18 protein-coding genes and 1 pseudogene are annotated in these 17,986 nt (G+C 67.0%); 3 read left to right on the top strand and 16 right to left on the bottom strand.

The window, feature by feature from the left end; genetic code table 11:
- Positions 1-34: 34 nt before the first annotated feature.
- From VL52_RS10810 to VL52_RS10745, 15 genes and pseudogenes are all read right to left on the bottom strand, one after another.
- Positions 35-967 (bottom strand): LysR family transcriptional regulator, encoded by a 933-nt coding sequence (locus tag VL52_RS10810; RefSeq protein WP_046157045.1) that lies wholly within the window; start codon positions 965-967, stop codon positions 35-37.
- A gap of 253 nt (positions 968-1,220) precedes the next feature.
- The gene (locus VL52_RS10805; protein ID WP_052729256.1) at positions 1,221-1,712 is read right to left on the bottom strand and encodes a BON domain-containing protein; all 492 of its coding nucleotides are present in this window, start codon (positions 1,710-1,712) and stop codon (positions 1,221-1,223) included.
- A gap of 235 nt (positions 1,713-1,947) precedes the next feature.
- The gene (gene groL / locus VL52_RS10800) at positions 1,948-3,564 is read right to left on the bottom strand and encodes a chaperonin GroEL (RefSeq protein ID WP_046157044.1); all 1,617 of its coding nucleotides are present in this window, start codon (positions 3,562-3,564) and stop codon (positions 1,948-1,950) included.
- 29 nt (positions 3,565-3,593) lie between these two features.
- Complete coding sequence (locus VL52_RS10795) at positions 3,594-3,911, bottom strand: co-chaperone GroES (RefSeq protein WP_046157043.1); 318 nt, start codon at positions 3,909-3,911, stop codon at positions 3,594-3,596.
- A gap of 168 nt (positions 3,912-4,079) precedes the next feature.
- The gene (locus tag VL52_RS10790; protein ID WP_046157042.1) at positions 4,080-4,706 is read right to left on the bottom strand and encodes a hypothetical protein; all 627 of its coding nucleotides are present in this window, start codon (positions 4,704-4,706) and stop codon (positions 4,080-4,082) included.
- A gap of 212 nt (positions 4,707-4,918) precedes the next feature.
- Complete coding sequence (locus VL52_RS10785) at positions 4,919-5,146, bottom strand: TIGR02450 family Trp-rich protein (protein WP_046157041.1); 228 nt, start codon at positions 5,144-5,146, stop codon at positions 4,919-4,921.
- On the bottom strand, positions 5,133-5,669 hold the full coding sequence (locus VL52_RS10780; RefSeq protein WP_046157040.1) for a lipocalin family protein: 537 nt from the start codon (positions 5,667-5,669) through the stop codon (positions 5,133-5,135). The genes VL52_RS10785 and VL52_RS10780 overlap by 14 nt, the downstream gene beginning before the upstream one ends.
- 8 nt (positions 5,670-5,677) lie before the next feature.
- Positions 5,678-7,207, bottom strand: a pseudogene (locus VL52_RS10775) (cryptochrome/photolyase family protein).
- Entirely contained in the window at positions 7,204-7,365 is a 162-nt protein-coding gene (locus tag VL52_RS23960) for a DUF2256 domain-containing protein (protein ID WP_080770358.1), read from the bottom strand. The pseudogene VL52_RS10775 and the gene VL52_RS23960 overlap by 4 nt, the downstream one beginning before the upstream one ends.
- Positions 7,365-7,799 (bottom strand): nuclear transport factor 2 family protein, encoded by a 435-nt coding sequence (locus VL52_RS10770; RefSeq protein ID WP_046157039.1) that lies wholly within the window; start codon positions 7,797-7,799, stop codon positions 7,365-7,367. Before VL52_RS10770 ends, VL52_RS23960 begins: the two co-directional genes overlap by 1 nt.
- Positions 7,796-8,575, bottom strand: coding sequence for an SDR family NAD(P)-dependent oxidoreductase (locus VL52_RS10765; RefSeq protein ID WP_046157038.1), 780 nt, complete (start codon positions 8,573-8,575; stop codon positions 7,796-7,798). The genes VL52_RS10770 and VL52_RS10765 overlap by 4 nt, the downstream gene beginning before the upstream one ends.
- Positions 8,572-9,105, bottom strand: a complete 534-nt coding sequence (locus VL52_RS10760) for a DUF3833 domain-containing protein (protein WP_046157037.1) — start codon at positions 9,103-9,105, stop codon at positions 8,572-8,574. The genes VL52_RS10765 and VL52_RS10760 overlap by 4 nt, the downstream gene beginning before the upstream one ends.
- The gene (locus VL52_RS10755; RefSeq protein WP_046157036.1) at positions 9,105-10,310 is read right to left on the bottom strand and encodes an SAM-dependent methyltransferase; all 1,206 of its coding nucleotides are present in this window, start codon (positions 10,308-10,310) and stop codon (positions 9,105-9,107) included. The genes VL52_RS10760 and VL52_RS10755 overlap by 1 nt, the downstream gene beginning before the upstream one ends.
- On the bottom strand, positions 10,307-11,083 hold the full coding sequence (locus VL52_RS10750; protein WP_046157035.1) for a DUF1365 domain-containing protein: 777 nt from the start codon (positions 11,081-11,083) through the stop codon (positions 10,307-10,309). The genes VL52_RS10755 and VL52_RS10750 overlap by 4 nt, the downstream gene beginning before the upstream one ends.
- Positions 11,080-12,366, bottom strand: a complete 1,287-nt coding sequence (locus tag VL52_RS10745) for an NAD(P)/FAD-dependent oxidoreductase (RefSeq protein WP_046157034.1) — start codon at positions 12,364-12,366, stop codon at positions 11,080-11,082. Before VL52_RS10745 ends, VL52_RS10750 begins: the two co-directional genes overlap by 4 nt.
- A 115-nt stretch (positions 12,367-12,481) precedes the next feature.
- Between VL52_RS10745 and VL52_RS10740 the strand changes: the two genes are divergently transcribed.
- Complete coding sequence (locus VL52_RS10740; RefSeq protein ID WP_046157033.1) at positions 12,482-13,117, top strand: TetR/AcrR family transcriptional regulator; 636 nt, start codon at positions 12,482-12,484, stop codon at positions 13,115-13,117.
- A 9-nt stretch (positions 13,118-13,126) separates the two neighbouring features.
- Here VL52_RS10740 and VL52_RS10735 read toward each other — a convergent pair whose 3' ends face one another.
- Positions 13,127-14,029 (bottom strand): LysR family transcriptional regulator, encoded by a 903-nt coding sequence (locus VL52_RS10735; protein ID WP_046157032.1) that lies wholly within the window; start codon positions 14,027-14,029, stop codon positions 13,127-13,129.
- Positions 14,030-14,124: 95 nt separating this feature from the next.
- Here VL52_RS10735 and VL52_RS10730 point away from each other — a divergent pair, with 95 nt between their 5' ends.
- Both VL52_RS10730 and VL52_RS10725 read left to right on the top strand, forming a co-directional pair.
- Complete coding sequence (locus VL52_RS10730; RefSeq protein WP_052729255.1) at positions 14,125-15,624, top strand: NADH-quinone oxidoreductase subunit L; 1,500 nt, start codon at positions 14,125-14,127, stop codon at positions 15,622-15,624.
- Entirely contained in the window at positions 15,617-17,914 is a 2,298-nt protein-coding gene (locus tag VL52_RS10725) for a YbcC family protein (protein ID WP_046157031.1), read from the top strand. Before VL52_RS10730 ends, VL52_RS10725 begins: the two co-directional genes overlap by 8 nt.
- Positions 17,915-17,986: the final 72 nt, after the last annotated feature.

The following is a 17,986-nucleotide window of genomic DNA, read 5'->3' as shown; positions in this document are numbered from 1 at the left end:
CGCGGCGGACAGAACCGCCATCGGCGGATAGCCGCTATGCGTTCTCCGAATACTTGCTGACGCCGTGGATGGAGTGGTGCAGCACGTCGAACACGTGGCCGCGGAACCAGCGGTGCGCCGGGTCCTTGTCCGCCCGGCCGTGCCACAGCAGCCAGTAGCGGTAGGTGTAATCGATGAAGGGCATGGCCTTGGCATGCACCGGAAACTGGCGCTGGAAGCGGATGGCCAGGTGTTCTGGCAGCGTCAGCAGCAGCTGGCTGCGCGAGACGATGCTCAGCGCCGACACGAAATAGGGCGTGGCGATGCGGACTTGGCGGGATTGGCCTTGTTGCGCCAGCTGGATGTCGACGAAGCCGTCCTTGTCGCTGGCGGAGCTGACGCGCGCGTGCGGCCAGGCCAGGTAGTCGTCCCGCTCCAGCGCGGGCTTGTTCCGCAATGGATGGTCGTCGGCCATCACGCACATCGGCTGGTCCTGGCCCAGCGACTTGCCGTAGATATTGTCCGGCACCTCGTCGGCGATGGTGGAAACCAAGTCCGCGCTCCCATCCACCAGCATGTCGAAGCGGCCGGCCTGCCAGGGGAGGAACTTCAGGCGCATGTCCGGCGCTTGCGGCAGCACCCGGTCCAGAATGTCCGGCAGCATGTACTCGGCCAGGTAGTCGGAGCCGGCGAAGGAAAACTCCCGTGCGCAGACGGATGGATCGAACTGCGGCGGCTGGTACAGCCGCTCCACCTGCTCCAGCACCGTCTTCAGTCCCAGCCGCAGCTCTTCCGCCCGCTCGGTCAGCACGAAGCGCTGTCCCTCGCGCAGCAGCAGCGGGTCCTGGAACTGCGCGCGCAGCTGCACCAGGTGGCGGCTCATCGCCGACTGGGTCAGCCCCAGCTTGTCGGCGGCGCGGGTGAGATTGCGCGTTTCCAGCAGCGCCTCCAGCGAGCGCAGCAGGTTCAGGTTGAGCGGGAGAGGCATCGGGTATCCGTCATTGTCGGGCGATCATTGGCCCGGTTCGTTTTGCGTGATCTCTGGATTGTGGGCTGGACGGAGGTTTTAGGGAAGCTGTTGGCGCGAGCGAGTGATGGGGTGAGGCAGCTGTCATGATCTGGCGGCAATGACTGACGATGGCGGCCGCTTGTCGCCGACAATTGCCCACTGGCCGCCGAGCCGGCTCGTTTACTCGTTTAAGAGCATGCAAGGCGGAGACGCGCCAGATGCGCGGGGGCCGCTATCTCTCTGGCATGACGGCGTAATTTGGCTTGCCGGAGCCAGCGGCAATGTTTGCAATCACCAGTTGCACGTCTGGAGTCCGCTTGATGAAGGCTTCGATGCCGGCGGCGGCATTCCGGCTGCGGACGCAGCCTTCCACGTAAACGAAGCGGCGCTGCACGGTAAGCCACAAGCTGGCGTCGGCGAAGCGGCGGCTTTTGGCGAAGCGTCGCCGCAGATCGGCGGCGATATCCGCGTCGTACATGTAGGCGTTGGGCTTCGCGCATTGCTTGGCCAGCCAGCAGCTGGTGCCGCGCTCGATGCGCGAATGCGCCTGCTGTTTCATCTCCGCCTCGGTGGCGAATGGGCCCAGAGGAACCGGGCAGGCCGCTATCCGGTTGCGCACCTGGATGAACGGGTCGTTGAACCAGTTTTTGACCGCGGGAGCGGCGAGTGCCGCCCCGCATGCCAGTATCAGGCAATACCCCAGACTCCAGGCGCGGGCGGGCATGAGCTTTAAAGTGACAACTTCCATTCTTGCCAAGTCAGGCTTTTCCCGCTTTTGAGTGCATCAATGAAGGGAGGCGCTGCGCATACTTAGTGAAAAATACTGAACTTTCAGCAATGTTAGTAAAAATCCTGTGGCATGAGCGACGCATTTTGTTTTAGACGTCGAATAGAGATATTCGCGCAAAAAAAGCCCGCGCCTGAGCGCGGGCCAATGACGAAAGGGGGCAATCGGCGGATCAGTAATCCAGCTCCGCCGGAGCCTTGGCCTTGCTGTCCTGCGCCGCCTCGGCCACGGTGGCGTCGGTAGTCAGGATCAGGCTGGCGATGGAAGCCGCGTTTTGCAGCGCGGTGCGCGTCACCTTGGTCGGGTCGATCACGCCCATTTCCACCAGGTCGCCGAACTGGCCGCTGGCAGCGTTGTAGCCGTGGCTGCCCTTGCCTTCCAGCACCTTGTTGACGATGACCGACGGCTCGTCGCCGGCGTTGGCGGCGATGGCGCGCAGCGGCGCCTCCAGCGCTCGCAGCACGATCTGGATGCCGGCGTCCTGGTCGGCGTTGTCGCCTTTCAGCTCGCCCAAATGGGAGCGGGCGCGCAGCAGAGCGACGCCGCCGCCGGCCACGATGCCTTCTTCCACCGCGGCGCGGGTGGCGTGCAGCGCGTCGTCGACGCGGTCTTTCTTTTCTTTCATTTCGACTTCGGTGGCCGCGCCGATGCGGATCACCGCCACGCCGCCGGACAGCTTGGCCACGCGTTCCTGCAGCTTCTCGCGGTCATAGTCGCTGGTGGCGGCGTCGATCTGCGCCCGGATGGCTTGCACGCGGGCGTCGATCTTGGCCTTGTCGCCGGCACCGTCGATGACGGTGGTGTTTTCCTTGCCGATTTCCACACGCTTGGCGCTGCCCAGCTCGGCCAGGCCGGCTTTTTCCAGCGTCAGGCCGGTTTCCTCGGAAATGACGGCGCCGCCTGTCAGGATGGCGATGTCTTCCAGCATGGCCTTGCGGCGGTCGCCGAAGCCGGGCGCTTTCACGGCGGCCACCTTCAGGATGCCGCGCATGCTGTTCACCACCAGGGTGGCCAGCGCTTCGCCTTCCACGTCTTCGGCGACGATCAGCAGCGGCTTGCCGGCCTTGGCCACTTGCTCCAGCACCGGCAAGAGGTCGCGGATATTGCTGATCTTCTTGTCGTAGAGCAGCACCAGCGGGTCTTCCAGCACGGCGGTCTGTTTTTCCGGATCGGTGATGAAGTAGGGCGACAGGTAGCCGCGGTCGAACTGCATCCCTTCGACAACAGCCAATTCGTTGTCCAAGGATTTGCCGTCCTCGACGGTGATCACGCCTTCCTTGCCCACCTTGTCCATGGCGTCGGCGATGATCTTGCCGATGGCCTCGTCGGAATTGGCCGACAGCGCCGCCACCTGGGCGGTTTCCTTGCTGTTGGTCACCGGCTTGGACAGGGTTTGCAGCTCCTTGATGACGGCATGGACCGCCTTGTCGATGCCGCGCTTCAGGTCCATCGGGTTCATGCCGGAGGCGACGTACTTCATGCCTTCCTGCACGATGGCCTGAGCCAGCACGGTGGCGGTGGTGGTGCCGTCGCCCGCCACGTCGGCGGTCTTGGACGCCACTTCCTTCACCATCTGCGCGCCCATGTTCTCGAATGGGTCTTTCAGTTCGATTTCCTTGGCGACCGACACGCCGTCCTTGGTGATGTGCGGCGCGCCGAAACTGCGGGCCAGCAGCACGTTGCGGCCTTTCGGCCCCAGAGTGACTTTCACCGCGTTGGCCAGCACGTTGACGCCGTTGACGATGCGCTCACGGGCGTTGTCGTGGAAGCGGACTTCTTTCGCAGCCATGGTTTAACTCCTGTGATGAATGGGGAAAATCAAGCAGCCTTGCGGCCGGATGCGGATGTCTCTTCGACCACGCCGAAGACATCCTCTTCGCGCAGCACCAGGTATTCCTGGTCGTCCAGCTTGACGGTCTGGCCGCCGTATTTGCCGAACAAGACCAAGTCGCCGACCTGCACTTGCATCGGCAGCAAGGCGCCGTCAGGCAAGCGTTTGCCGGGACCGACCGCGAGTACTTCGCCTTGCTCGGGCTTTTCCGCGGCGCTATCGGGAATGACGATGCCGGATGCTGTCTGGCGGACCTTTTCGACCCGCTTGACGATAATCCGGTCGTGCAGAGGACGGATTTGCATATCAATCTCCTGTGCGATTCAGATCATTGGAAACGGTAGGTAAGACCGGCTTGCAGCAGGCGCGAAGATGCCCGCGCTTGCCGGCCAAACTCAGCCCGGAGGCTGACGAATGACGAAGTAAGGGCGGGCCAAAAGCTTTTCAAGAGGTTTTTTTCAGAAAAAATGCGACTAAAAAATGACGCGCTCGATGCGGCCGAAACGGTATTCGGTCCGGGCCGCCTTGCCGCCGCGGCAGGCGCGCGGCGCGAGCGGACAAGGGGGCTGGCGCAGCCCGGCTTCGCCCAGCGTGTCGTCTTCGGCCAGCTCGCGCCACAGCCCGCCATGCACCGGCCGAAACTGCCAGCAAACATAGCCGCGGCGAGCCGCCAGCCGCACCAGCTCGGGGCTGTCGGGCGCTTCGGCCACGACGCTTTCCTGGCCGTCGATCGCCGGCAAATCGCCAAAAGCCTGGCGGCAGGCCAGCTCCTCGCCGGCGGCGGCGCCTATGGTGTTGCAACCGCGCCGCTCGTCGCGCAGCAGGCTCCAGGCGCCCAGCTGCCAGGCTGCGTCCAGAATCTCTTCCTCCAGCAGCGACAGCGCGCTCCATCTGCGCGTCAGCTGCAAGGCCGACGCCGGCACTTGCCGCAGCGAGGTTTGGCCCGTCGGCGCGCGGCCGGCGGCGGCTTTGCGGAACCCATGCCAATGAAGCATCAACAGCAGGGGGGTATCGGGGAAGGGAACCGCGCTGAGGCTGACCGCGAACAGAGGCAGACGCATGTGGCGGATCTGGGCGGACAAGGTATCGAACAATTCCATGGCGACACTCCATGACGATGGATGCGAAGACCTGCTTAGAGTGGCTGACAAAACCTCGCAAAGCACCTGAGCCAAGGCGCGCCGACGTAGACAGTACAGGCAGTACGGCAAGGAGGCGCAACGCAGGATCAGGGGTTTTGACCGCGACTCTTAAACGATAAAAACATTGCCGGCGCGAGGCAAGGGCATGCCTCGCTGTCATGGCCAGGCTTTCATTTCCACCCTTGCAGCCATTGGCCCGTGTCGCGCAGCGCTTGCCACGCCATGGTTTGCCGGCGCCGGGTATGGACCGCCTCCAGCGTCACCGTCTCCACCGCGGCGTCGGGCATAGGGAGGCCCAGCGCCACCACCAGAAAGTGTTTTTCCTTGTCGCGCGGGGCGGCGGCGGTCCATTTGCTGAGCAGCAATTTTTCAGGATTGAGCCGTCTAGTTGTCGCCACGGTCCTGCCTCACCCAGATCAGCTTGTCCGCCGGCACCCCCAGCCCGGCCGCCACCGCCAGCAGGGCGGGCTTGGCGGCGGGCGCGGCTTGTTTATCGCGCGACAGCAGCCACAGATAATCCTTGTCCGGCCCCACCACCACCGCCCAGCGGTAGTCGGGGTCCAGCGCCGCCACATGGTAGCCGCCGTAGAACGGTCCGAAGAACGACACTTTCAGCGAGGCGATGTCGGCAGGGCCGTTGAACCAGGCCTTGCCCACGGCTTGGCGCCAGCTGGCGGCGGCGGCGTCATAGCCGCGGTTGACCACGCGGACGCTGCCGTCGGCGTTGCGGCTGTAGTCGGCGCTGACCGCCTGCAGGCCGCGTTCGAAGCGGTGGTCCAGGCGGGCGATTTCATACCAGCGGCCCTGGTAGCGTTCCAATTGGAAACCCTGCACCGGCGCGATGCCGGGCGGGGGCGCGGTATCGCAGCCTGTCAATGGCAGCACAGCGAGGGCGAACAGCGCGAGCGGGTTTTTCAGCATGGTGGATCTCACAGTGCGTCTAGATCGGATTGCAGCGCGGCGGCGCGCGCAGCGATGGCGGCGCGTTCGGCTTCCGGCAGCTTGTCCAGCTGGCGGTAGACCAGAGCCAGCCGCGGATTGGCGGCCAGCCGCGCGCGGTGGCGCTGGAAAAAGCCCCAGTACAAGGCATTGAACGGGCAGGCATCGGCGCCGACGCGCTGCTTGGGCCGGTAACGGCAGCCGGCGCAGTAATCGCCCATGCGGCCGATATAGGCGGCGCTGCCGGCGTAAGGCTTGCTGCCCAGCAGCCCGCCGTCGGCGAACTGGCTCATGCCCAGCGTGTTGGGCAGCTCCACCCATTCGAAGGCGTCGATGTAGACGCCCAGATACCATTCATGCAGCGCCTGCGGCGACAGGCCGGCGATCAAACCGAAATTGCCTATCACCATCAGCCGCTGGATGTGGTGGGCGTAGGCGTCTGCCAGCGATTGGCCGATGGCGTGCGCGAGGCAGCGCATGCCGGTATCGCCGTCCCAGAACCAGCGCGGCAGCGGCAGGCTGTGCGCCAGCGCGTTGCTGTCGCGGTAGCCGGGCATTTTGGCCCAATACACGCCGCGCACGTATTCGCGCCAGCCCAGTATCTGCCGCGCGAGGCCTTCTACCGCGGCCAGCGGCGCGCGGCCCTCCCGCCACGCGGCGACGGCGGCGTCCACCGTCTCGCGCGGCCCCAGCATTTTCACATTGAGCGCGAAAGACAGCAGCGAATGGAACAGCCGCCGCGCGCGCGGGCTCATCGCGTCCTGATAGGCGCCGAAATGCGGCAGCGCCTGTTCGACGAAGGCATGCAGCTGCGCCAGCGCCTCGGCGCGGTTGAGCGGCCAGCGCAGCGCGTCCGCCTGCGGCTGGCCGAAGCTGGCCACCCCGGCGCCGACAATGGTTTGCCACAGCCGGCTGTGGTCATGCTCGGGACGCGCATCGTCTGGTTCGGGCGGATCGCCGGGCCAGCGCTGGCGGTTGTCGGCGTCGAAATTCCAGCGTCCGCCGGCGGGCTCGGCGTTTTCGTCCATCAAAATGCCGTGCTGGCGCCGCAGGTGGCGATATAGGGTTTCCTGCCGCCATTGCCGCCGCGCGCCGAACAACGCCGCCGCCTCGCCGCGCGCGGTGTAGAAGTGCTCGCTGTCCGCCATGCGGCAGGGCATGGGCAGGCCGGCCGCCTACTCCGCCAGCTGGCGGTCCAGCCGCCACTCGTCCGGGGCCTGGTACTCCACCGCCGCCGCGCGGTAATGGAAGATCAGCGCGTCCAGATTGCCGGTCAGCGACTGGCGGTTGCTGGCGTCGTTGATCGCTACATAGCGCACGCGGTGGCCTTGTGATTTCAACTGGGCGGCGAAGTCGCGCATCGCGGCGAAGATGGCCAGGATTTTTTGCGAGTGGTGGCGCACGTAATCGGTTTCCTGGCGGATTTCCATCATCACATGCACCACGTTGGCGTCGGGCTCGGCGAACCAGCTGTGGCGGGGATTGAGCTGGTCGCCCAGGAGCAGCCGCAAGGTGGTCATGCGGCTTTACCTTTCTGGCGGCGGCAGCGCTCCGAGCAATACTGCACGGCATCCCAGCTGGCGCGCCATTTCTTGCGCCAGCTCATGGCCCGGCCGCAGCCGGCGCAGGGCTTGGACGGCAGCGCCGCCTTGTTGCCCTTGAAGGTCCGCGCCGCCATCACACCACCTTGAGTTTCTTGCGCAGCCAGGCCACCGGCAGGCCCAGCACCGGTATTTTCTCGAACAGTTCTTCCGCCGCGTCCCAGTAGTCGCGGTGCAGCGCGATCTTGCCGCCGGCGTCGAACTGCAGATGGCTGCCGCCGTGGATATTGACCTTGCGTCCAGCGTAGACAAAGTCGAAATCCCAGGTGAGGAAAGCCTGGTCGCCGTCGCGCAGCGCGTGGATGACGGTGAAGCGCGGTTGCTCCAGCGTCTTGAACATGTGGCGGAACACCGCCTGGATGTCGGCGACGCCGCGCGCGTCGTTGAACGGGTCCTTGAAGCGGGCGTCTTCAGCGTAGAAGTGGCCGATATCGGGCAAGGTGTCCGGCGTCAATGTCTGGTACCAGTCAAGCAAAGCCTGCCAGTCGGCTTGGGAGGGGATGCGTTTCATGGTCGAGCCAGCCTCGCGAGCAAGGGCAGCCGCAGCCGGTAGGGCAGCAGCCGCAACAGTTTGAGCCATACGGTGAAGCGCAGCGGGAAGTGGATTTCAAACGCGCCGCGCGAAAGACCGCGCATGATGCTTTGCGCCGCCTGGCGCGGCGTCAGCAGCGCCGGCATGGAAAAATCGTTCTTGGCGGTGAGCGGGGTGGCGACGAAGCCGGGATTGATCAGATAAACCGCCACCCCGCGCGGCTTGAGCTCGGTGTAGAGGATTTCCGCCAGATTGATCAGCGCCGCCTTGCCGGGGCCGTACACCGCCGCGCCCGGCAAGCCGGCGTAACCGGCCACGCTGGCGACCAGCGCCACGCCGCCGCGTCCCTGCCGCGCCAGCGCCGGCAGCACCACCTCCAGGCCGTGGTAGACGCCCAGCAGATTGGTGTCGAGCAGGCGGCGGGTCTCCTCGGCATGCAGATCCAGACAGGTCTGCGGGCGGTAATCGGCCGCGCAGAACACTACCAGGTTGGGCCGCGCGCCCGCGGCTTCCAGATGCGACCAGGCGGCCCGCCAGGCCGCCGGATCAGTCACGTCCAGCGTCTCCACCCGCGCGCCGGCGCGGCCGGCGGCCAGCGCCTGCATCGGTTCGCCGCGCCGCGCCGACAGGATGACTTCGGCGCCGGCGTCCAGCAGTTCGGTGGCCAGCGCGGCGCCTATGCCGCTGGACGCGCCTATCACCCAGACGCGGCGCGCGCGCCAGTCTGGTATGGCCGGATTGAGGCGCAAGCTCACGGCCGCGGCTCCGGCTTGCGGAAAAACAGCGTGACTTCGCCCAGGCGGAAGCCGAACTTGCTCATCTCGGCGCGGTTGAGCAGGCTGCGCTCGTCTTGCAGGAACATCCAGTCATCAAACTGCACCTGGTATTCCTTGCCGTCCACCGGCAGCTTCAGCGTGTAGCGCCAGCGCAGCGCGTTGCCGGCCGTCTCGCCGACGGCCTCGCCCACCACATCGTCGGCCACGCCGCGCCAGCGGTCGTCGCCTATGGGCTTGAGCCGCCATACCCGCTGCTGGCGGCTGCCGTCGCTGTAATGGAAGCGCTCGGTCAGCACCAGCTCGTCTCCCTGGCGCTCGCCGTCCATGTCTACGGTAAAGCGCTTCAGCAATCGGCCCTGCCTATCCTGGAACATGCCCCAGGCCTCGGTTTTGCCGAGGAAAAACCGGCCGGGGTCGAGCAGCGGTCGATTGGCGGCGTAATCGGCTACCGACGGTCCGGCGCAACCCGTCAGCAAGGCCAGCAAGGAGGCGAGGGCGGCGCGCGGCATCACGCATTCCTTTCCAGCAGAAATTGCGAAACGCCGATGCGGCCTTCGTCGAAACCGGCTTCGCAGTAGCACAGATACAGCCGCCACAGCCGGATGAAGGCCTCATCGAAGCCTTGGGCGCGGATGGCGACGAGGTTGGCCTCGAAAGCATCGCGCCAGCGGCGCAGGGTTTCCGCGTAGTCGGCGCCGAAATCCAGCCGGCCGCGGCATGCCAGGCCGCTTTGCTGCGCGGCCCGCTGGAAGCGCTCGCGGCTGGGAAGCATGCCGCCGGGGAAGATGAAGGTCTGGATGAAGTCGGCGCCGGCGCGGTACGCCTCGAAGCGGGACTCCTCTATGGTGATGCTTTGCGCCAGCGCCAGGCCGCCCGGCTTCAGGCAGCGGCGCAGGGTGTCGAAATAGCCGCGCCAGTAGTGCTCGCCCACCGCCTCGAACATTTCGATCGACACGATGGCGTCGTATTGGCCGGAGAGGTCGCGGTAGTCGCGGTGCTCCAGCCTGACCAGCGGTTCGTTGGCCAGGCGGCGGCGGGCGAAGTCCAGCTGCGCGTCCGAGATGGTGATGCCATGCACCGCCACGCCGAGGCGGGCGGCATGCTCGGCGAAGCCGCCCCAGCCGCAGCCGATTTCCAGCACCCGCATGCCGGGGCGCAGCCGCAGTTGCTCGCAGATGCGCTGGTACTTGCGCGCTTGCGCGTCGGCCAAGGGCAGGCTGTGGTCGCCGTCGAACCAGGCGCTGGAATAGGTCCAGCTCGGGTCCAGCCACAGCTGGTAAAAATCGTTGCCGATATCGTAATGGGCGTGGATGTTGCGCCGGCTGCCGCGGCGGCTGTTGGCGCGCAAGAGGTGGCGCAGCTTGTGCCAGCAGCGCGCGGCCCAGCGGCCTAGCTTGCCCAGCTGCAAGGCGTCTTCGTTGCGCAACGCCAGCCGCAGCAGCGCCGTCAGGTCCGGGCTATCCAGCCAGCCGTCGCGGCAGGCCTCGGCAAAGCCGATATCGCCGCCGGCCATGATGCGGCCGCAGGCGCGCCAGTCGCGCAGCTGCAGCTCGGCGTCGGTTTCCGCATGGAGAGCGCCGAACCACAGGGTCTCGCCATCCGGGGTGATGAGTTTGAGGCTGCCGTGGCGCAGTTTCGACAATAGGGCCAGCAGCGCCCGCCCGGCGGCGGGAATATCGGGACGGGACAAGGCGATGGGTTGGCTTGCGCTCATGGCTTCAGCTCCTGGCCGCGGCTGAGCGCGGCGGCGGGGGGATGAGGTTTGCGGAAAAAGGGCACTCGTTTGAGCCACAGCCGCAGCGCCTGCCAATGGATGCGGGCGATGACGCCCAGAGTCAGCAGCGGCTGGCGCAGCAGGGCGCGCGCGGCGGCGCCCGGCGTAAGCGGCGCCAGGCGGCCAGAGATGGCGGTGTGCAGCAGCGGGCCGGCGTCGTTGTGGTAGTCGATGCGGACCAGCGCATGGTCTCCGCTGTGATGAAAGCGGAAACGGTAGTGGCCTTCGACGCGGCAAAACGGCGAGACATGCAGCAGTTTGCGGCATGAGAGCTGACTGGCGGCGGAGATGGGGCCGCCGCCGGTCTGGCTCAACAGATAGCCATGCCTTTCGCCAAAGGTGTTGTTCACTTCGGCCAGCACCGCGATCAGCTGGCCGGAGGCGTCGTGGCAATGCCAGAAACTGACCGGGTTGAACACATAGCCGAACACGCGCGGAAAGGTTTGCAGCCAGACCTCGCCGTCGGCGGGCAGGCCGGCCTCGGCCAGCCGCGCGCGTATCCACGGCAAGAGCGGCGAGCCGTCGCGCGGGCCGTAGTCGCGCGTGCGCAGGGACAGCGGCCGCCAGCGGTCGACGCCAAACCAGAAGCCGCGCAGGCTTTCTAGCTTGGCCAGATTCAGCCGCAGGCAGAAAACCGGATAGACGAAGCGATTGGGCGCCGGCCGCAAGCGGCGGTGCATCACCTGCCCGGTCAACAGATAGGCGCCGCTCATTTTTCCAACCTCGCCCAGGCCGGGGCCAGCCCAAAATCCCGCGCCACGCGCAACGCGGAGTTCAGCCCATCCTCGTGGAAGCCGTAGCCGGTCCAGGCGCCGGCGAACCAGCAGGCACGTCGACCCTGAATGCCGGGCAAAGCCTTTTGCGCGGCGATGGCGAAGGTGTCAAGCAGCGGATGCTCGTAATGATAGCGGCCCAGCACCTTGGCCGGATCGGGTGGGCGCGGCGGGTTCAAGGTGACCGCCACCGGCGTGGAGACAGGCAGGGGCTGCAGTTGGTTGAGCAGATAGCTGACGCCTACCGCGCGGCTGTCGTCATCGTCGTCAGACAGGAAATTCCAGGCTGACCAGGCCGCTTCGCGGCGGGGCAGCAAAGAGGCGTCGGTATGCAGCACCGCCTCATTGGCCTGATAACGGACGGCGGACAGCATCTTGCGCTCCAAATCATCGGCATCCGCCAGCATGGCCAGCGATTGCGGCGCATGGGTGGCGAAAACGACGCTGTCGAAGGTTTCTTCGCTGGAGGCGGTCAGCAGGCGCGCGCGGCCATCCACCCGGGTGACGCGCAGCACCGGCGTAGACAGCCGGACATCCGCCAGGCCGGCGGCGATTTTCTCGACATATTGCCGTGCGCCGCCCGGCACCGTGCGCCATTGCGGCCGGTCGCGCAATTGCAGCAGGCCATGGTTCAGGCAGAAGCGCAGGAAAGTCTCGGCCGGGAAGGACAGGATGTCGCGGCAGGGGCTGGACCAGATCGCCGCCGCCATCGGCAGCAGGTAGTGGCGGCGAAAGCGCGCGCCGTATCCGTCCGCGTCCAGCAAGCGCCCCAGGCTTTGCGGGGCCTCGATCGCGCGGCGCAGATTGCGCTCCGCCTCGCGGTTGAAGCGCAGGATGTCGGACAGCATGCCCCAGAAGCCGGGCGACAGCAGATTGCGGCGCTGGACGAACACGCTGTTCAGATCGCGGCCCGCCCACTCCAGCCGGCCCTGGCCCAAGGAGACGCTGAACGACATGTCGCTGGGATGGCTGGGAATGCCCAGTTCCTGGAACAAGGCGATGAGGTTGGGATAGGTGCGATCGTTGAATACCAGAAAGCCGGTATCGACGGCGAAGTCGCGGCCGTCGACCGTGACGTCGACGGTGTGGGTATGGCCGCCCAGGTAGTCGGCGGCTTCGAACAGCGTCACCGCGTGCCGTCGGCAGAGAAAGTAAGCCGTGGCAAGGCCGGCGATGCCGCCGCCTATCACGGCGATGCGTTGTGGCGATGTGGCGTTCACCATGTCGTCCTGTCGCGAGGTAGGAAATCCGCCGGCTTGGCAGTGCGCCGGCGCTGCTTTATATTCAGGATAAAACCGATTTGAAAAAAATTCTACTGATCAGTAAAAGGTGTTACCGATGGGTATATTAGGCAGGCTCAGCTTCAAGGACCAGGCCTTCAAGCTGCGCGAGCAGGCCGTGCTCGACGCCACGACGCGGATGCTGGCGAGCAAGGGTTTCGACCTGATGACCATGGACGATGTGGCCGGCGAAGCGGGGATTTCCAAGCCCAGCCTGTACAAGCATTTCAAATCCAAGGATGAGCTGGCGACCGAGGTGATGATCCGCTTGCTGGACGACGCCCAGGATTTTCTGGCGCGGCAGGCGCCGGAGTTGAGCCCGCTTGCCCGCCTGCGCGATCTCTTGGCCTGGGCGCTGCGGGTGCGCCTCGAGGGCGGGTTGCCGTTCCTGCCCTCGACCAGTCCGCAGGTGCGCGCCATGCTGACGCGCAGCCTGCGTTACGTCAGCCGGGCGATCAAGCTGCACAAAATGCTGCAGGGCATCGTCGAACAGGCCAAGCGGCAGGGGGAGTTGCAGGCGGACATGCCGACGGACGTGATCCTGTACAGTTATTACTCGCGAACCTGCGATCCGGCGGTGGAGTATTTGCGGGTGTATGGAAAATACCCTGACGAAGACATCGTCAGGCATATGCTTCAGGTCTGTTTCGACGGCATGTCGGCCGGCCGTCGCCGGGCTGACGGGGAATCGTGACGCCGCGGGTCAGGGCGCGGCCAGGCTCCGCGCCTGATCGTCTGCCGCCATGCGCAGCAGATCTTGCAGCAGCGGCGGCAGATACTGGCGCTGCACGGTGATGGCGTAGAAGGTCTCCTCGACGCGCGGCACCACGCAGTATTGTTGCAGCAAGCCCTTGCCGAGCTCGTCGCGCACGACGATGGCCGGCAGCAGCGCCACGCAGCCGGCGTCGCGGGCCAGCAGGCGCAGCATGGCCATATCGTCCACTTCGGCGCGGATGGCCGGCTGCAGCGCCAGTTCCTCGCACAGCAGGTCGAAACGCAGGCGAATCTCGCTCTTGCGGCTGGGCACCAGCAGCGGCAGCGCCGGCAGGTCGCGTTCGAACTGGAAGGTTTGCCCGTCCGGCCGTGGCGGCCCTACCAGCACCACCGGCTGCCGCGCCAGCGTGCGGCAACGCCAGGATTGCTTGTCGTCGCCAAGGGCAGGGCGATTGGACAGCACCACGTCCAGTTCGTGCGCCTGGAGCCGCTGCAGCAGCTCCTCCAGGCTGCCGGATTCCAGCACCAGCCGTACATCGGCTTCTTTCAGCACCGGCTGCAAAAACCACTCCTGGAAATTGCGCGACAGCGTGGCCACGCTGCCTATGCGCAAGGTGCCGCGTCCTTGGCCGGAGGCGGCGGCGGCCAACAGCTCGTTGCCCAGCGCGAAAATCTCTTCGGCATAGCGCATCACCACCGCGCCAAGCTCGGTCAGCTGCAGCTTGCGGCCTTCGCGCAGGAACAACGGCTGGCCCAGTTGCTGCTCCAGCTGGCGGATTTGCGCCGACAGCGCCGATTGCGAGACATGCAGCCTTTCGGCCGCGCGGGTCAGGTGGCCCTCGCTGGCGACAGCCCAGAAATAATGCAGATGGTGGTAGTTGAGCCGGCTCATCGTTCTTAAATTAAGAATGAAAACTAATATTTAATCTATTTTACTGAACATATTGGCTCAGGCAAAGTTCGGGCAGGAAAACAACGGAGCCTTCCATGCCCCAAACCCTGCTTGCCGCGTTGCCATGCGCCATCGCGCTGGCCTGGTTGCTGCCCGCCCTGTGGCCGGGCCGCGCGCTGCCGCGCCACTGGCGGGCAGCCGAAATCGCCGCCCTGGCCGGCGGCCTGCTGCTGCTTCCCCTGATCTTCCTGCCCACGCCTGCGCCGTGGTTCGCCGCCGCGTGGCTGATGCAGGCGCTGATCCAGCTGCTGGGCTGGATGGTGCTGCGCTACTCGCGCCGCTACATGCAAGGCGAGCCGGGCCAGGCGCGCTTCTTGCGTGCCATCGGCTGCCTGCTGGCGGCTGTGACGCTGGTAGTGCAAGCCAGCCACCTGTTGCTGATGGCGCTGGCCTGGATCGCTTGCAGCCTGGCCTTGCAGGCGCTGCTTACCTTTTACCCCGGCCGGCCGGCGGCGCAACTGGCCGCCCGCCGCGAATGGCGCGCCAGCCGGCTGGCCGAGCTCTTGTTGCTGGGCGCGCTGCTGCTGTGGGCGCTGTCAGGCGGCAGCCTCAGCCTGCTGCCCGGCTCGCCGCAGGCGTTGGCCGATGGCGCGCAGGGCTACGCCGCGGCGGCCGGCCTGCTGCTGGCGGCGGCGGTGGCGATCAAGACCGCCCAGCTGCCCTTCCATGGTTGGCTGACCCAGGTGATGGAAGCGCCGACGCCGATTTCCGCGCTGCTGCACGCCGGGGTGGTGAATCTGGGCGGCATGGTGCTGATCAAGGCGGCGCCGCTGCTGCAAGCCACGCCGCCGGCCAGCATCCTGCTGATGCTGTGGGGCGGCGCCAGCGCGCTGTTGTGCTGCGTGGTGATGCTGACGCGCATCAGCATCAAGCTGCGCCTGGCCTGGTCCACCTGCGCGCAGATGGGCTTCATGCTGCTGGAAATCGGCATGGGCTGGTATGCGCTGGCCTTGCTGCATCTGCTGGCCCACTCGTTCTACAAGGCCCACGCCTTCCTGCTGGCCGGCGAAACGGCGCGCGACAGCGCGGCGCGGCGCATGTTGGGCGGGGAAGAGGCCGATGGCGTTCTCCTTCATCTGGCGCGCGGTCTGATCGCGGCCGCGCTGCTGGCGGCTTCGCAATGGCTGTGGCAGCGCTGGACTCCAGCTGCCGCCTTGCCGCCGCTGTTCTGGCTGGCGATGGGCCTGGGCATGGGCGCGCTGCTGCGCGGCTGGTCCGGCTGGCTGGCCGCGCTGGCCTTGAGCCAGTCGTATCTGCTGCTGCACGCGCTGGCGGCGCGGATCCTGCCGCTGCATGGCCCGTTGCCGCCGGAGTGGGCGCAAGCCTTGCTGGCCGCGCTGTTCCTGCTCGCCTTCCTGCTGCAAGGCTGGCTGCTGCGCCATCCGCAAGGCGCGCTGGCGCGCCGGATCTACCCGCATGCCTTCGCCGGCTTCCATCTGGACGAATGGTGGTGCATGCTGGGCCGCCGCCTTCCGCGCCCAGCCGCTCCCTTCGCCCTGAAATGGCCTCAACTGCGGGAGAGCAGCCGTGATTGACAGCAAGGCCATAGACCAGGCCCTGGCCGCCATCGCGCCGGCCTGGCCGCTGGACAGCCTGGTGGCCAGCTCGCCGTACTGGGGCCTGCGCGAGCAGCGCTTCAGCCATGCCGCCGACACGCTGCGCCTGGTGGCGGATAGCCCGCTGCACTTGCCGCGCGGCGAATATCAGGACGCCTGGCGGCGCGGCGAAATCAGCGCCGCGGCGTTGGAGGCCGCGCTGTCGGAGGCGGGCTGGAGCGGCGGCGCGCAAGCCTGGCTGGACGCCGAGCCGCGCGATGCCGATCCTGCCCCGCCGCCGCGGCTGCTGGCCGCCTGCCATCGCGAGGCGGCGGGCCCGCTCGGCGCGCAAAGCTGGACCGATGTCGCCATCCAGCAGATTAGCCAGTATTGCGCGGCCTGGTTCGATCGCGATCAGGCCAACTGGCACCTGGACCATGAGCGCGGCTTTTACGCCGCCTGGCGGGAACAGATGCGCCATCCTTACGGCCTGAGCGCCTTGCCGGAGCGGCGCGAGCAGCTGCGCCTGCGCGCCGAACGTCTGCCCGGCGACGCGGAGGCCATGCTGGCAGCCGGACTCGCGCAGTTGCAAGCAGAGCCGAGGTGGCTGACAGCCTGGCTGCAGGCTCTGCTGATGCGCAATAACGGCTGGGCGGCCTGGTGCTCCTATCTTGGCTGGCAGGCCGGGCTGAAAGGCGAAGCCGATGGCCACCTGCGCCAGCTGCTGGCGATCCAGATGGCTTGGGAATGCCTGCTGGACGACGGCGCGCGCGGGCCTGACAGCGCCTGGGCGGCCTGGCGCCGCGATTGGGAGCCGCGCCGGCATGGCCGCGCCGACGCGCGCGCGCTGATCTGGCAGCGCGCGCATGAACTGTCCTTGCATGCGCCGCTGGCCCAGGCGCTGTGCCGCGAATCCGCCGCCGAAGACGCCACTCGTCCGGCGATGCAAGCCGTGTTCTGCATCGACGTGCGTTCCGAGCCGCTGCGCCGCGCGCTGGAGGAAACCGTTCCCGACAGCCGCACCTACGGCTTCGCCGGCTTTTTCGGCCTGCCGCTGGCCTACCGCGTGCCGGGCAGCGATGTCGCCCAGCCGCGCCTGCCGGCGCTGCTGGCGCCGGGCTGGGAAGCGAGTGCGGCGCCCGCATCCAAGCCATCTGCCGCGCGGCGCGGCTGGCGGGCCTTCCAGCGCTCGCCGCTGTCTGGGTTCGCCCTGGTGGAAAGCGCCGGCCTCGGCAAGCTGGCGGCGCTGGCCGGGCGCAGCAAGGCGCGCGGCCGTCAAGCCGCGCTGCCGCAGCTCGATCCCTGGCTGACGCCGCGCAGCGCCAGGCCAGTGCCCCGGGACGGGCTTGGCCTGGATAAACGCGCGGAAATCGTCTCCAGCCTGCTGCCGGCCATGGGTCTGGCCGGCGCGCTCGCCCCCTGGGTGCTGCTGGTCGGCCATGCCAGCCACGTCAGCAACAATCCGCAGGCGGCGGCGCTGCAATGCGGCGCCTGCGGCGGGCATGGCGGCCATCAGCATGTGCGGCTCTTGGCCCACTGGCTCAATGATCCGGCGCTGCGCGAGTGGCTGGCGGCGCTGGGCCGGCCCATTCCCGCCGACACGGTATTCCTGCCCGCGCTGCACCTGACGCACAGCGACGAAATCCTGTTGCTGGACGCGGACACCCTGGGCGCGGACGCGCGCGCGCCGCTGGTCGGCCTCGCGCCGGAAGCGGACGACGCCATCCTGTTGCAAAAAATGCGGCAGAAGGGCGACGACTGGGCGGAGACGCGGCCCGAATGGGGGCTGGCCGGCAATGCGCTGTTCATCGCCGCGCCGCGGGGCAAGACGCGCAAGCTCGACTTGGGTGGCCGCGCCTTCCTGCATGAATACGACTGGCGCGCCGACCCGGCCGGCAAAGGGCTGCAGGCCATCCTCGCCGCGCCCATGGTGGTGGCGCACTGGATCAACATGCAGTACTTCGCCTCCACGGTGGACCCGCGCCGCTTCGGCAGCGGCAACAAGCTGCTGCACAATGTGGTGGGCGGCCGCATCGGCGTGTTCGAAGGCAATAGCGGCGACTTGCGCATCGGCCTGGCCTGGCAGTCGGTGCACGACGGCCAGCGCCTGCGCCACGCTCCGCTGCGGCTGGCCGCCTGCATAGACGCGCCGCCGGACAGGCTGGCGCAAGCGCTGGCGGCGCAGCCCATCCCGCGCCAGCTGGCGGAAAACGGCTGGCTGCACCTGTATTGCGTGCACGGCGACAGGCCGCTGCGCTGGCATGCCGATGGCGGGTGGAGAGATGATTGAGCGCCGCCCTGGCATCTGACCGATGGCCCGCTGCATCTGGAGTGCGATATGCGCGCCAATCAACCCAACGTG

Origin of the sequence: Chromobacterium vaccinii, from assembly GCF_000971335.1 — a bacterium.
Classification (GTDB): Bacteria; Pseudomonadota; Gammaproteobacteria; order Burkholderiales; family Chromobacteriaceae; genus Chromobacterium; species Chromobacterium vaccinii.
Note: the sequence above shows the minus strand (reverse complement) of the source record. Positions and strands in the feature narration are given on the sequence as shown.